General features: G+C 50.5%; 13 protein-coding genes. 3 read left to right on the top strand and 10 right to left on the bottom strand.

The features are described from left to right. The first annotated feature begins 19 nt into the window (after positions 1-19). Positions 20-1,081 (top strand): peptide chain release factor 1, encoded by a 1,062-nt coding sequence (prfA, locus tag FPE01S_RS04200; protein ID WP_046367602.1) that lies wholly within the window; start codon positions 20-22, stop codon positions 1,079-1,081. Positions 1,082-2,096: 1,015 nt separating this feature from the next. Here prfA and FPE01S_RS04195 read toward each other — a convergent pair. Genes FPE01S_RS04195 through FPE01S_RS04180 form a run of 4 tightly spaced genes read right to left on the bottom strand, consistent with a single transcriptional unit; the run spans position 2,097 to position 3,984 of the window. After that, entirely contained in the window at positions 2,097-2,504 is a 408-nt protein-coding gene (locus FPE01S_RS04195; RefSeq protein ID WP_052955496.1) for a VanZ family protein, read from the bottom strand. Between the two features lie 2 nt (positions 2,505-2,506). Further along, positions 2,507-2,887 carry a glycine cleavage system protein GcvH gene (gcvH, locus tag FPE01S_RS04190; protein ID WP_281176191.1) on the bottom strand — a complete coding sequence of 127 codons (381 nt, stop codon included), beginning with the start codon at positions 2,885-2,887 and terminating at the stop codon, positions 2,507-2,509. 39 nt (positions 2,888-2,926) lie between these two features. After that, a complete protein-coding gene (locus tag FPE01S_RS04185) occupies positions 2,927-3,640 on the bottom strand; it encodes a peptidylprolyl isomerase (RefSeq protein WP_072053949.1) in 714 nt (237 codons plus the stop codon). Further along, positions 3,637-3,984, bottom strand: coding sequence for a hypothetical protein (locus tag FPE01S_RS04180; protein ID WP_046367600.1), 348 nt, complete (start codon positions 3,982-3,984; stop codon positions 3,637-3,639). Before FPE01S_RS04180 ends, FPE01S_RS04185 begins: the two co-directional genes overlap by 4 nt. Before the next feature lie 52 nt (positions 3,985-4,036). On the opposite strand from FPE01S_RS04180, the gene serS reads away from it, so the two are divergent. After that, positions 4,037-5,308 carry a serine--tRNA ligase gene (gene serS, locus FPE01S_RS04175; RefSeq protein ID WP_046367599.1) on the top strand — a complete coding sequence of 424 codons (1,272 nt, stop codon included), beginning with the start codon at positions 4,037-4,039 and terminating at the stop codon, positions 5,306-5,308. A 189-nt stretch (positions 5,309-5,497) separates the two neighbouring features. On the opposite strand, the gene FPE01S_RS04170 is transcribed toward serS, so the two are convergent. The 4 genes from FPE01S_RS04170 to gyrB all read right to left on the bottom strand — a co-directional run bounded on the left by FPE01S_RS04170 (position 5,498) and on the right by gyrB (position 11,257). After that, positions 5,498-6,235 carry a 3-keto-disaccharide hydrolase gene (locus tag FPE01S_RS04170; RefSeq protein WP_046367598.1) on the bottom strand — a complete coding sequence of 246 codons (738 nt, stop codon included), beginning with the start codon at positions 6,233-6,235 and terminating at the stop codon, positions 5,498-5,500. Between the two features lie 696 nt (positions 6,236-6,931). Beyond that, positions 6,932-8,863 carry a T9SS C-terminal target domain-containing protein gene (locus FPE01S_RS04165; RefSeq protein WP_046367597.1) on the bottom strand — a complete coding sequence of 644 codons (1,932 nt, stop codon included), beginning with the start codon at positions 8,861-8,863 and terminating at the stop codon, positions 6,932-6,934. Between the two features lie 104 nt (positions 8,864-8,967). Further along, complete coding sequence (locus tag FPE01S_RS04160) at positions 8,968-9,171, bottom strand: hypothetical protein (protein ID WP_046367596.1); 204 nt, start codon at positions 9,169-9,171, stop codon at positions 8,968-8,970. A 109-nt stretch (positions 9,172-9,280) separates the two neighbouring features. Then, positions 9,281-11,257, bottom strand: coding sequence for a DNA topoisomerase (ATP-hydrolyzing) subunit B (gyrB, locus tag FPE01S_RS04155; RefSeq protein WP_046367595.1), 1,977 nt, complete (start codon positions 11,255-11,257; stop codon positions 9,281-9,283). A gap of 103 nt (positions 11,258-11,360) precedes the next feature. On the opposite strand from gyrB, the gene FPE01S_RS04150 reads away from it, so the two are divergent. After that, a complete protein-coding gene (locus tag FPE01S_RS04150) occupies positions 11,361-12,299 on the top strand; it encodes a helix-turn-helix domain-containing protein (protein WP_046367594.1) in 939 nt (312 codons plus the stop codon). A gap of 465 nt (positions 12,300-12,764) precedes the next feature. Here FPE01S_RS04150 and FPE01S_RS04145 read toward each other — a convergent pair whose 3' ends face one another. Further along, a complete protein-coding gene (locus tag FPE01S_RS04145; protein WP_046367593.1) occupies positions 12,765-13,295 on the bottom strand; it encodes a ferritin in 531 nt (176 codons plus the stop codon). A 40-nt stretch (positions 13,296-13,335) separates the two neighbouring features. Then, positions 13,336-14,616 (bottom strand): glutamate-1-semialdehyde 2,1-aminomutase, encoded by a 1,281-nt coding sequence (hemL, locus tag FPE01S_RS04140; RefSeq protein WP_174446977.1) that lies wholly within the window; start codon positions 14,614-14,616, stop codon positions 13,336-13,338. Positions 14,617-14,618 lie beyond the last annotated feature (2 nt).

The raw sequence follows: 14,618 nt of genomic DNA, 5'->3' as shown, positions 1-14,618 counted from the left end.
TTGGGGCAAAATAGGAATTATGCAGGACAAACTTGATGCGATAAAGGCCCGCTTCGATGATCTGGGAGTAGCACTGACCAATCCCGAGATCGTTAGCGACAACAAGAAATTCGGGGCAATGAGTAAGGAATACCGTAGCCTTGAAAAGATCGTTGCCGCCTATGGCGAGTACCGCACTGTTCTGAATGACCTGGCTTCTTACCGGGAAGCGCTCCAGGGGGATGATGAAGAGCTCCGTGAGCTGGCCAAGGAAGAGATCCCGGAGCTTGAAGAAAGGGAAACTGCCCTTGCAGCTTCGATCCGGCAGATGCTGATCCCCAAAGATCCGCAGGATGAGAAAAATGCGATCCTGGAGATCCGCGCCGGAACCGGTGGTGATGAAGCGTCCCTGTTTGCAGGTGATCTGCTGAACATGTATCTCCGGTATTGCAACAGCCGCGGCTGGAAGACGGCTATTCTCAGCGAAAGCGAGGGTACTGTTGGTGGCTACAAGGAAGTAAACGTGGAAGTGCTGGGCGATGACGTTTATGGTATCCTGAAGTTTGAAAGTGGTGTTCACCGGGTACAGCGGGTGCCGGCTACGGAAGCCAGCGGCAGGGTGCATACCAGTGCTGCGACGGTTGCAGTAATGCCTGAAGCAGAGGAAGTGGATGTGGAGATCCGTGACGCTGATGTGAAGATGGAAACGGCCCGAAGCGGCGGTGCGGGCGGACAGAACGTAAACAAGGTGGAAACCAAGGTGATGCTTACACATATACCCACGGGTACGGTGGTGATCTGCCAGACGGAAAGGACGCAGTTGGCCAACCGGGAGAAAGCGATGCAGATGCTGCGGACCAAACTATATGAGGAGCAGGTCCGGAAACAGGAAGAAGAGATCTCCCGGCACCGGAAGAGCCTGGTCAGCAGCGGCGACCGGAGTGCCAAGATCCGTACCTACAACTATCCGCAGGGTAGGGTGACCGATCACCGGATCAACCTGACCTCCTACAACCTGGATGCGGTAATCAACGGTGATATCCAGGAGTTCATCGATCAGCTGCAATTCCAGGAAAATGCCGGAAAGATGGCCCAGCAGTAGGGTTCCGCCTTCCGGATCGGCGTTTCGTTGATTGCGTTTGACCGCTAAAACAAGGCTTATCCTAGTGTCAAGGTAGTCTCCTCCAGACTACTATCAGACCGGTATGAAACTGTCTTCCATAACCGAATTTCCGTATTCAGACGTATTGCCGATAGGCTTTGCCCTCAGAAGCTTTAGCGAAGGAGGGAGATGCTTTTTTAAAAACGGAGAATTCATAAAACCGAGTGAAATGAGCCACCAGACTGCGTTTCACAAACGTATGCGTTGCAGACGGTTTTTGTAAGAAGGCAAAAACAGGCTCTTGCTCTTAATGGCTATTCTGGCGATAAGGCACAGGACACATTTCCGTGCGTAGCCCATTTAGATTTTCCATCCGGAACTTTCCGATAACTTACCAGCTGGAATGTGTACCCGTAATACTTAGGGTGTTGTATACGGCTATTACGTATACGGCTTTAGAACGCAGTCTGGTGGCTCCTTTCACTCAGTTTTACAAATTGCGGTATTTTGAAAAGAAGATACTGTCCGCACTTTCGAAGTAATCATCACAGCCAGACGACAGAAACCTCAAACCTTAACCTTAACCTCAAACTCCAAACCTAAAACTTCAAACTGTCCACCCCCCCCCCTTTCCCTAGGTTTGGCGGTAAAAAATAAAGGTGCCATCAGCACCCTTTATATAATACAACTTTTTTTCCAATAATATATACCCACAAGTGGTAAGTTTCTGCCTGAAGAGTAGAGAAAAGCAGTGCTGGCGCGGGCTGCGCTGTTAATTATTTTAAAAATAACCCACCGTTAGTTTCACAGTTGCGAAACCTGTCGTTTCTTTGTGTTGTCGATCTGAAGCAGTAAAGAAAATGTGGAAGGTAGATTTCAAAGTTCTTTAACGTTTGGCAGCACACTTTTGGCAACGCTTTTGCGTTATATATACAAACACGAATCAATTTTTTTGACTCTCACATAAGCAGTCAATTTTCTCATAAGCAGTTAGTTTTGGTTACGGCCCCTGTTTCTACAGGGGCTTTTTTTGTGCCGGCAGGTGAGGACTTACCAGCAAAACCGCCACCAGTGCGCATATGGCACCAATTCCATCAGCAAGTGCATCGAACCAGTCAAAGTCCCGCTGAATGAAATCACTGCGCTGCAGAAACTCGACTGCAATACCATCCAGTATTGCCAGCACGGTGATAAAAATGCCCCAATTCCTTTTTTGCCGGGGTGAATACTCCCCGTTTACAAAAAGATAGAAGCACCAGGTAAAAACGATCAGAAAATAAAATCCGAAATGGACCACCTTATCAAAATGGGGAAACAGGCGGATATCCTCCTTCGGCATACCCTGGTGCGGAAAAAGCAACAGGATATGCATGCATATCAGCCAGCCGATCGGGACTATCTTTTTTCGGAGAAGCGCCAGCATAATTATCCAACAAGATGGCGATAACCGGCCGCATCGAGCAGGGCTGCTACGTCTGCGGGGTCATTTACGCTCATTTTGATCATCCATCCTTCTCCATAGGGATCTGTGTTCACCAGCTCGGGACTTCCGGAAAGCGCGGGATTTACCTCAGTAACTGTTCCGGAAACGGGCAGAAACAGGTCACTCACAGTTTTCACCGCTTCTACTGTTCCGAATACGGCCTCAGCCTCCAGGGGCTTACCCACTGTTTCGATCTCTACATACACGATATCACCCAATTCGCCCTGGGCAAAATCAGTAATGCCGATTGTAGCGATATTGCCTTCAAGGGAAATCCATTCGTGGTCTTTGGTGTAGCGGAGCGTTTCTGGAATGTTCATCATGTGAAATTTAGTCCTGCAAATATGGGGAAGAAATTGGAATTATTGCTTTACCAAACGCGCTTTGACAATACGAACCGGTTGAAGCGGCCGGTCACCACCTTCTCTTCCCGACGTGGGTACTGCGGCAATGGCCTCTACTACTGACATTCCGCTGATTACCTCGCCGAAAATCGTGTAGTTCTGATCCAGGTGGGGCGCGCCGCCCTCCGTTTTGTACACCGCGCGCTGATCGGCCGGAATCTTCCTGCCTTTCAGCCGGAATACTTCAACAGAATCCAGGCCTGCATCCGTGAATTTTTTCCCTTCTACAATATAGAACTGGCTGCCGCTGCTTTCTTTTTTTGGATTCACATCATCACCCATACGAGCTGCTGCCAGTACTCCTTTTCTATGGTAAAGAGACGGCACAAATTCCGCCGGAATGGTATAGGGCTTGTCGCCTTCCCCCAGTTGTGTGGTATCCGTCGCCCGCCTGCTATTCGGATCACCGGCCTGGATCATGAAATTATCGATCACCCGGTGAAACTGGATACTGTCATAGTAACCTTCTTTCACGAGGCGGATAAAATTGTTCCGGTGCAGCGGTGTTTCATTGAATAACCGCAGCCGGATATCGCCCATGGAAGTCTGTAACAGCACATCTTTGCGGAGATCTTTTTTCCTGACGCCGTCGGCTATGCGCGGATTACAGGATACGGCCAAAAAGCCTAATGCAAAAAGGAGTAATACAAAAAGGAAAAAGCGGTGGGTCATTTGAATCCAATCTTGTCGAAATATAATAATACGTGGTCTTTGATGAAATTCTCCTGGTCGATGGGATTCAGTTCGGGCAGTGCTTTCAGTTGCCGGTAATGGGGCCAGCCATCATTGTCCACGCCCTCCAGTTCGTAATAGCCACTTTGTGACAACAGGCTGCAGACTGCAACATGCATCAGGTCCTGCTTCTGTTCCTTGCTGAATTTTTCCCGGATCTCTCCGAATTCCTGTATTCCTACGAGGAACAGGACGGTTTCCAGGTCGGGTTTCTTTCCAAAACGCTCTACCAGTATTGCTTCCAGGTTCCACCAGCGGACCTGGAGATCATCATTCAGATTCATGGCACAAAGATAACCGGGCCTGGCGCTTATCTTTGCGCCAAATATTGAAAAGATGCTATCCGTGAATTTTATCAGGCAGAATCCCGATTTCGTGAAGGAAAGACTGGCTTTGCGGCATTTCTCATCCCCCCAACTGATCGACGAGCTGATCGCACTGGATGACCAGCGGCGGAAGCTGCAGGCGGAAAGGGATGAATTGCAGCGCAGGGTCAACAGCGCTTCGAAAGAGATCGGCAACCTGATGCGGAATGGCGATACCGAAGCGGTGGAAAAACTCAAGGCGGAAGTGGCGGCTGCCCAGCAACAGATGCAGGACGTAGCCGGACTGAATGCCATCGAGAAACAACAGCATGATATCCTTGTTCAGATCCCCAACCTGCCGTCCAAACTGGTTCCCGCCGGCCGTACTCCGGAAGACAATGTGGTGGTGCGCGAAGGTGGTGTCAAGCCACAACTGGCGGCAAATGCAAAACCGCACTGGGATCTTGTTCAGCAATATGATCTGATCGATTTCGAACTCGGCAACAAACTGACGGGCAGCGGATTTCCCGTTTACAAAAACAAGGGTGCAAAACTGCAGCGCGCCTTGATCCAGTACTTCCTGGACACCAATACTGCTGCTGGTTACACCGAAATTCAGCCGCCCCTGATGGTGAACGAGGCCTCTGCCTACGGCACCGGTCAGTTGCCCGACAAGGAAGGTCAGATGTACCATGCTACGGTTGATAATTTCTATCTCATTCCCACTTCAGAAGTGCCGGTAACCAACATCTACCGGGATGAGATCATCAAAGAATCCGATCTGCCGGTAAAGATGACTGCCTATACGCCCTGTTTCAGAAGGGAAGCCGGCAGTTATGGCAAGGATGTACGCGGTCTCAACCGGCTTCACCAATTCGATAAAGTGGAGATCGTACAGCTCGCACATCCCGATAAAAGTTACGATACGCTCGATACGATGGTAGAGCATGTAGAGAAGCTTATCCAGTCGCTGGAACTGCCTTATCGCATTCTTAGGTTATGCGGCGGCGATATGGGCTTTACTTCAGCGCTCACCTACGATTTCGAAGTGTTCAGCGCTGCGCAGCAGAAGTGGCTGGAGGTGAGTTCTGTATCCAACTTCGAATCTTACCAGACCAACCGCATGAAGATCCGGTTCAAAGACGGCAACGGTAAGCCGCAGCTGGCGCATTCCTTAAACGGAAGCTCCCTCGCGCTGCCCCGGATTCTCGCGGCGTTGCTGGAAAATAACCAGGAAGAAAACGGTATACGCGTTCCCGCGGCGTTGCAGCCTTATTTTGGAAGCGACCTTATTTCACGCTAGATTTTTGTATAAAAAAAGGCGGCACCATGGAGTGCCGCCTCTTTCTTTTCACGCTAGAAATTTTTCTCACAGCTGTTTTTTCGTGAGGGATTTTTTCCTGCCGTCGCTGGCGTTTCGGCAGGCGTTTCGCGCAAAGCACGCAAAGGAGCAAAGTCGCAAAGAATATTTTGGTTTCGATACCGTGCCGGGTTACAACTTCCTGATCCAGATATTGCGGAAGCCGCCTTCGTTGCCGTGATCCTGCAACTGGATCGAACCCGGTCCATGCTGCTTATAGGTGGGTTTACCGATATATTCTGTCTGCCCTTTCAGTTCGAAATTATTCTGCACCAATACGCCGTTTTGCAATACGGTAATGCGTGCCGCGCTGGCCAGTGAACCGTCTGCGTTGAATTTCGGTGCGGTGAAGATCACATCATAGGTTTGCCATTCACCGGGCTTGCGGCAGACGTTCACCAGGGGGATGCCCTGTTTGTAAATACTTCCAGCCTGGCCGTTGGAATAAGTGACGTTGTCGTAGTTGTCCAGCACCTGCAGTTCATAGCGCTCCATGAAGAAGATGCCACTATTGCCGCGGCCTTGTCCTTCTCCCTGTACTACAGATGGTGTTCTCCATTCGATATGCAGCTGGCAGTCGCCGAATTTTTCTTTCGTGCGGATATCTCCTGAGCCGGGTTTTACGGTGAAGGCATTGTCTGCAACCTTCCATTCAGCAGGTGCGCCGCCTTTGGCGCTTTCCCACTGGTTCAGGTTGCTGCCGTCAAAAAGTACAATGGCGTCGCTGGGTGCCTTGGTTGCACTTCCTGGATCTACTTTGGCAGGAACGGGCGTCCAGACTTCTGTTGCTTTGGGATCTCCCTTTTGCTGGGCCTGGGCTGCGCCCAGAATGGCTGATAGGCCGACAATAGTTAGAAATGCGTATTTCATATGGTTTATCTAATGTACGTGGTTGGTGATGAACTGAAGGTATGAATTTACGGTTGTCCGGGGAAAATCATCAGTAAGCTTTAGTGAAGGCAGTAGCTTTAGCGAAGGTGGGCTATGCCCTTCGTCTTCGTCTGCCGAAGCGCCGCTTAGGCAGAAGCCTTGGCGGAGAAGGGAGCTGTTTTTTTGAAAATGGGCAATTCATAAAATTCAGTGAAATGAGCCACCACAGTGCATTTCACTATACAATACGTTTGTATATGACTATTGTAAATACGTGTTTATGTGCCAACGCAGGTACTGGTAAACGTTGCTCCGGCAGACCATAAAGATTTTTAGGTTTAGGGGCATAGATGGGTCACGCTAAATAAGTTTCGACTAAATAAGTTTCGACTAAACAGGTTTCGGCTCAACAGGTTTCCCGGCTATGATTTTTCCTGTTAACAATTTACCCGTTTAAAAAAACGGCATTTAAACGAGTAGTACACATACGCTTCTGAAACATAGTGTGGTGGCTCATTTCACTCAGTTTTATGAATTGCACTATTTTGAAAATTAGATACCTCCCGCTCATCGGGGGAATCAATGTAACCGAATAACAACCGGAAGAATTTGCCGTAGAACAATAGTCTGAATTTCTTAAGGTTCCCGGAATGCAGGTAGGGGAAGGGAGCAGCAGTTGGGAGCAGGGCGGGGGACTTACCGCAACAGCAGCAATGTTCCTTTCTTCACATACACTTTGCCGTTATAATCGACGCCGCTGGCCATCCAGGTGTATACGCCGGAAGGCTGCTGCTGCCCCGAGAAGGTGCCATCCCAGCCGGTTTTGGCCAGGCTGTTGTAGACCTGTTGCCCCAGCCGGTTGTAAATGCGGAAGTATTTCATTTCCCGCATGCCTACGGCAATGAAGCGGAACTGATCATTGCGGTTATCGTTGTTGGGTGTGAAACTGTTGGGTACGTACAGCTCAGGGCCCTTATAGACTTTGATGTTGATGGTGTCTTTGGTGAAACAGCCGACGGAAGTGGAAGCAGTCAGCACATAGCTCATGTCGTGCGCGATGGTGGCAACAGGATTGGGGGAGCTGGGGTTGTCGAGCCCGGTAGGCGGCGACCATTGCAGAATGGGACCGCCGCTTCCATTCAGTTGCACGGGCTGGTTATCGGCCACTACCGTATCGCGGCCGGCATAGGCCTGGGTACCGGTAACGGTCACCTGCCAGGGCATCGCGTCACTGATACAGCCGTTCGCCGCAGTTCCGGTAACGGAAAAATTGTAATCGGCCGGTGTCCTGGTGGAGAATGCGAAAGCTGCCGTGGATGGGCCATCGGGCGCCCAGTTCCAGGAGGAGACATCGCTTGCAGGGTTGGTGGAGGTTGCCAGCAGGTTCGCCGTTTCATTGCTGCAGATCGCTGAGGGACCGCTGACTGTAAGCGTAGGCCGCGGCAATACTGTCAGTTGTTTGGCAACGGGCGCACTGACGCAGCCTTCTTTGGTCTGCACGCGAAGCTGAACAGGAATGCTGCCACTTGCTGCAGGAGTTTGTTCCGGCACCTGTTGTGTGGTAACGGTGTTGCTGCCGATACTCCAGGTCCATTGGTTGATGGTGCCAAACGCGACCGTTGAAATATCCATGGGCGTGTAGGAAGCATCTTCACAAATGGAGGCAGGCATATCGATCGCCGCCTGCGGTATGGAACCGATGGTAATGATCTGCGTGAAAGTGTCTGACCAGCAGCCGTTGTTGCCGAGGATCACACTTTTGACGGTGTAGTTACCCGGGGTGGAATAGGCATGCGGTGGAGGATTCTGAACATCAACAGTGGATCCGTCTCCGAAGTCCCAGTGCCATTTCAGGATGCTGCCGAAGGACCGCGAGTTATCCGTGAAATTAACCACAGCCGGTGCACAATAATTCTGCTGGGGAAGTTGAGTAAATACAGCATTCAGCGATGTGCAGAAACGCTGGTGATTGGTGGAGCCCCCGGTAGCGGAACTGAAACCCCAGAACACTTCGGGATCACCGCCGAATACATCATTCACCATATCGATCACTGTTGAAACCCTCTCAACACCATCCATGTACACCGTGATTTTTTTAGACGGTGCATCCCAGTTTACCCGCAGCGCATGCCACTGACAGTCTTCGATATTTTCGCTGCCGGCCAGCGCGGTAACAGGGCCTGAAAGATTGTTTCCGGAGGAATGATGAATATCGCCATCCCGGTTGATGCTGATATGATCATACGAGGGATCGTTGTTTTCAGTATTCTGCCAGGTATCGATCACTACTCCGATCGAAGGTGTGATGCCTTCATATCCTATCCCTCCGCCGGAACTACCCACACTGGTGCTGATCGGTTGGAGCACAAATGCCATCCCGTCTGCACCACTGGCATCCGAGCAACCCAGGTAAACCTCGAACTTGTAATCAAAGGACTGACGGAGATCGATCTTGTTGATGTTCCATACAGAACCTGACATGAAATTCTGGTTCGGCGTCAGGGTGTAGCAATTGCAGTTTTCTTTTGAGGCGTTGCCATTGATATGATAGGGCCCGTCAACGGTTGGTTGGGCAAAGCAAATCCTTCCGGTCAGCGAAAGCAGGCAGAAGAGGAGAAATCGTTTCAATGGTTGAGGGGGAGGGATAAAAGAGGGAGGGAGATAAAAGAAAAGTGAAAGAAAACTTTAAAACTGATTTTCTTTCACTTCTCACTAAAAAACTTCACTATGTATTACCATCCTTGTTTGGCGATACCCGCCTTGATGGCGCCGAGCGCTTTTTCTTCGTTGAGCATGGTGGTGAGCTTGTTGCCCTTGCCGTCATTTCCCTGCGCCATATAGCCACCCCTTGCAGTTTTGGTAATCACAGCATCCTTGATTTCCACACCTTTTTCTTTTGTCTTCACGTTATATGCGGTCAGCTTGATGTCTGCCATAACTCTATAATTTTATTGGGTTATTGAATAATTTTCTGAACTAGAACGAAAGCTAGCCAAAATCTCCATAGTGGCAAAAACCGGACCCGGATTTAATCAAAATAAACATTTATATATCTATTTTGGCATATTTGGCATGGGACTCAATGAATTCCCTCCGCGGGGCAACTTCATCTCCCATCAACATGCTGAACACCATGTCTGCTTCCGCGGCGCTTTCAATAGTTACTTTTTTCAGCGTCCTTGTATCAGGATTCATGGTGGTTTCCCACAGTTGCGTTGCATTCATTTCACCCAGACCTTTGTAACGCTGCACGTTTACGGAGTCATCTTTACCGCCGCCAAGTTTTTCCACCCATGATCTGCGGTCTTCTTCACCCCATGCATAGGCCTGTTCCTTACCTTTTTTGACGAGGTAAAGCGGTGGCTGTGCAATATAGACGTAACCCTGGTCTACCAGTTCTTTCATGTACCGGTAGATAAAAGTCAGGATCAGCGTAGCAATGTGCGAACCATCCACGTCGGCATCCGTCATGATAATCAGCTTGTGATAACGCAGCTTGGCGAGGTTCAGTGCTTTCGGATCTTCGGGAGTACCTACGGTAACGCCGAGCGCCGTATACATGTTACGGATCTCTTCATTCTCATAAATCTTATGTTCCATCGCTTTTTCCACGTTCAGGATCTTACCGCGCAACGGCAGGATGGCCTGGAAGTTACGGTCCCTGCCCTGTTTGGCTGTACCACCCGCCGAGTCTCCTTCGACAAGGTACAGTTCACATCTTTCAGGATCGCGTTCGGAACAGTCTGCGAGTTTACCGGGAAGTCCGCCGCCACTCAGTACAGTTTTACGCTGTACCATTTCGCGGGCTTTCTTCGCCGCCACCCTTGCCTGTGCAGCAAGGATCACTTTCGAGATGACGTTCTTAGCTTCTTTCGGATTTTCCTCCAGGTAAGCTTCCAGCGCACGGCTCACGGTGGTTTCCACCACGCCGCTTACTTCGCTGTTGCCCAGCTTGGTTTTTGTTTGTCCCTCAAACTGGGGCTCCGGCACTTTCACCGAAATGATGGCGCTGAGTCCCTCGCGGAAATCATCACCCTCCACTTCGATCTTGGCCTTGTCAAACAACCCTTCCCTGTCTCCGTAGCTTTTGAACACACGGGTAAGGGCGCGACGGAATCCCGTTACGTGGGTACCGCCTTCAATGGTATTGATATTGTTGACGTAGCTGAAGATATGTTCCTTGAAATCGCTGTTATAGGTAAGTGCAACTTCCACGGCAACATGCGACTGCTCGTCCAGTCCTTCTACATAGAGGGTCTTGGCGATCAGCGGCTGACGGTTGGCGTTCGAGTCGAGCATTTCCACAAACTCTACGATACCGCCTTCACTGTAGAAGGTATTCGTGTAGGGCTTTCCGGTTTCATCGAGCTCCCGGAGATCCGTCAGCACGATATTGATGCGGCGGTTCAGGAATGCCAGTTCGCGAAGGCGTCCTTCCAGGATTTCGCGGTTGTAAACCGTAGAGGTGAAGATCGTCTGGTCGGGCCAGAAGTGAACGGTGGTACCGGTTTTGTCGGAAACGCCGATCTCCCGTACGGGGTAAGACGGTACACCGATATGGTACTCCTGTTCAAAAATCTTTCCTTCCCGCTGTACAGTAACCTGCAGGGTTGAACTCAGCGCGTTCACGCAACTTACGCCCACACCGTGAAGACCACCGGATACCTTGTAGGTGTTCTTGTCGAACTTACCACCGGCATGCAGTACGGTCATCACCACTTCAAGGGCGCTTCGCTTCTCTTTGCTGTGCATAGCCGTAGGGATACCGCGGCCATCATCGGAAACAGAGATGGAATTGTCCTCATGGATATTGACCAGGATATTCTTACAGTAACCTGCCAGTGCCTCATCGATGGAGTTGTCCACCACCTCATATACCAGGTGATGCAGACCTTTTACACCGATATCGCCGATGTACATCGCGGGACGTTTCCGTACCGCTTCCAGACCTTCCAGTACCTGAATGCTGTCTGCACCATAACTCGGCTGTTCTATCGTTTTTTCGGGGGATTCTATGCTCATAGAAAACTATCGGAAAGCTCTTTTGTAATTAAAAATTGGCTATTGGCAAATGTACAAAAAAGCGGGCTTGGAACCCCCGGATTTGCCTTAATTTTGCAACCCGATGACCCAACCTGCTGAAATACTGGCAATGGCCCGGAAGGAGCCTGTAATGTTCAATGAGCTGGAACTTTTACAGCAGAAAGAGCAGCAGATTCCGGGGTCCGTGAAGTATACCATCTACCGGTACCGGAAAGTGCCGCAATGGTCCATTGAAGATATCGGTATGCTGGTGTATAACCGCGAAAGCGGAAAAAGCAAGGAGAATTTTCTGGAGTTACGCTTTTGCATTTCTGGTAATATGTACTGCCAGGAAAAGGAAAGCGAATGCCGCCAGTGTAAATTCAACCAGGCAGATAAATGCGAAAACAAAGTGGCCAGCGTCGATGTGCTGAGTTTTGTTTTCACCCCCACCCATCTTTCCCAGTTTTCGAATGCCGCGAACGGCAAAAGCCTTCCCGACGACGTGATTCGTTTCCGGCACACCCAGTCCTTCAGCAAGGCCATCACCCTGTGCAGCCGCACCCGCACCCTGCTGGATACCCTCCTCCGCCACGATTACAGCGGATCGATGGAGAATATCTTCATCAATGCCCAGATGCAGATGCTGCTGTTGTACAGTCTCGAATGCATGGTAGGGGAAAAGGAAGAGCTGGTATTCACCTGTAAATTCCTGGCCAATGAAACCGACCGGGAAAAGATCGCCAGGGCCCGGGAAGTACTGCTGCAGCATATCTGCGAACCGATCACCATCCGTGAACTGAGCAGGAAGGTAGCCATCAACGAATGCTACCTGAAAAAAGGATTTAAAGAGTTGTACGGTACCACCGTATTCGACTTTTACCAGGTACAGCGCATGGAGCATGCCCGTTACCTCCTGTATGAAAAAGGACTAAGCGTCACCGAGGTCTCGATGATGCTGGGCTATAGTTCCATCTCCCATTTCTCGACAGCTTTCAAGAAGCATACAGGCATCAAGCCCTGTGAACTGCTGCTCCACTAAATTTCAGGATTTCAATAACTATGGCAGGATATTTGTCATATGTACCTGCTTGTTTTTTTGTGCATTAAAGCTCCGTGCCTTCCCAGGGTTGCAATATCAGGTGCTGGGTGAGCGGCCCTAAATGAGCCCATTATTACCCCTGATGAGCCCATTATGACTTTTACAGGGAATGGCTCCCGGATGGTTGAATAAGAAAAAAAGCTTTGAAAGGTGGCGTCAGTTCTTTTTTGCAAGTAAAGCCGGGAGTATCGCGAAACGCTCTCCCGGGGCGGGTTTCATTAAATAATTGCCCGTGGATCCACGCGCTTTTCCTGCTTTCCGGCTTACCATCCGGCCTCGCGTGGAACAGCCTCCCGGCAGGCAGGAAAAATCACGGTTAATCTTCGTTTGCCGTTCGTTTGCCGTTTGTCTGCCGTTCTTCCTATACTCTTCCTATAGTCTACCTCAAGTCTTCCTGTACTCCGCTCAGTGCCTTCCGCCGCCGCCACCACCTTTTCCTTCCGGTCCGCGATAGGCCATAATATCCCGGTCAAACAGGTACAAACCACTTTTGTCTTCCCCGATCAGTTCCAGCTTTTCATTCAGTACCCGGGCCAGCCGCTCTTCTTCCATCTGCTCCGTTACATACCACTGCAGGAAATTATGGGTTGCATAATCCTTTTCCGACAATGCCAGGTGCACGATATCATTAATGCTGTTGCTGACTTTCAGTTCATGTTTGAGGAACTCGCTGAAGGCACTGCGCAGGCTCTTGAAAGTAAGGATGGGCTGCTCCAGTGGTGGCACCACACCGAATCCGCCGCGCTCGTTGATAAAAGCGATCAGCTTCAGCATGTGCACGCGTTCTTCATCGGACTGCTTGTAGAAAAAAGCGCATACTCCCTGAAGGCCAGGCTGAATATCTGCCCACGATGCCATCGCCAGGTATGCCTGTGATGACTCTGCTTCCATCTGGACCTGGCTGTTCAGTGCTGCTGCAATTGTTTTGGATAACATGGCAATTGATTGAGGTTATCCCAAGATACAGCAAAAAATCTTAAAGTGTTTCCAGGGATTCTTTCACAGCAGCGATCGTTTGGTCGAGATCTTCTTTGGTCAATGCATTGTTGAGGAACCAGCTTTCAAAGGCAGATGGCGGAAGGTACACGCCGCGATCCAGCAGCGCATGGAAGAACTGGCTGAACAGCTGGTTGTTGGCCGCCGCTGCCGTAGCAAAATCTGTTACCGCATGCCCACTGAAATGCACAGAGATCATCGATCCGAGCTGGTTAATCACATAGGGTTTGCCCCAGTTCTTCAGGGCTGCATCCAGGCCGTTCTTCAGGTACTGGGTTTTATCTTCAAGTTCCTGGTAGATGCTGGAGTTATGCTGCAATTCGGTCAGTAAAGTATATCCCGCGATCATCGCAATCGGGTTGCCGCTCAGCGTTCCTGCCTGGTATACTTTACCCACAGGCGCGATCATATCCATGATCTCTTTCTTTCCGCCAAACGCACCTACCGGCATTCCTGCGCCAATCACCTTGCCATAGGTTACGAGATCGGCATCGATGCCCAGCCTTTCCTGTGCACCACCCGGTGCCAACCGGAAACCCGTCATTACTTCATCAAATATGAATACGATGCCTTCTGCATCACAGATCTTCCGGATGCTTTCCAGGAAACCGGGCTGCGGCAGAATGCAACCCATGTTTCCGGCAACGGGTTCAATGATGATCGCTGCGATCTGTCCCTTGTTGGTGGCCACCAGTTCCTGCAGGCCCACCAGGTCATTATAGGCACAGGTCAGCGTATCGTTGCTCACACCCGCTGTTACGCCAGGCACGGTCTGGATATCGAATGTCGCCAGTCCGCTTCCTGCTTTCACGAGAAAGGAATCCGCATGGCCGTGATAACAGCCTTCGAACTTGACGATCTTGTTCCTGCTGGTATACCCGCGTGCGAGGCGGACAGCACTCATGCAGGCTTCCGTACCGCTGCTCACCATCCTGATCAGGTCAACATTGGGCGTCATCGATTTGATCAGCTCCGCCATTTTGATCTCCAGTTCTGTCGGCGCGCCAAAGCTGGTGCCGTAACCTGCATATTCCCGGATAGCTTCCACCACCGGTTCAAAGGCGTGGCCCAAAATCATCGGACCCCAGGAAGCGATATAGTCGATATATTGTTTGCCATCGGCATCATAGAGGTAGGCACCCTTTGCCTTCTCCATAAAAACCGGCGTGCCGCCCACACTCTTGAAAGCTCTGACAGGAGAATTCACACCGCCCGGGATGGACTGCTGGGCGCGACTGAATAACGTTGCTGATGTTGACATGG

This window comes from Flavihumibacter petaseus NBRC 106054 (genome assembly GCF_000974785.1).
In the GTDB taxonomy this organism is placed as follows: Bacteria; Bacteroidota; Bacteroidia; order Chitinophagales; family Chitinophagaceae; genus Flavihumibacter; species Flavihumibacter petaseus.
The sequence above is the reverse complement of the archived record's forward strand: the minus strand, read 5'-3'. Positions and strand labels throughout refer to the sequence as shown.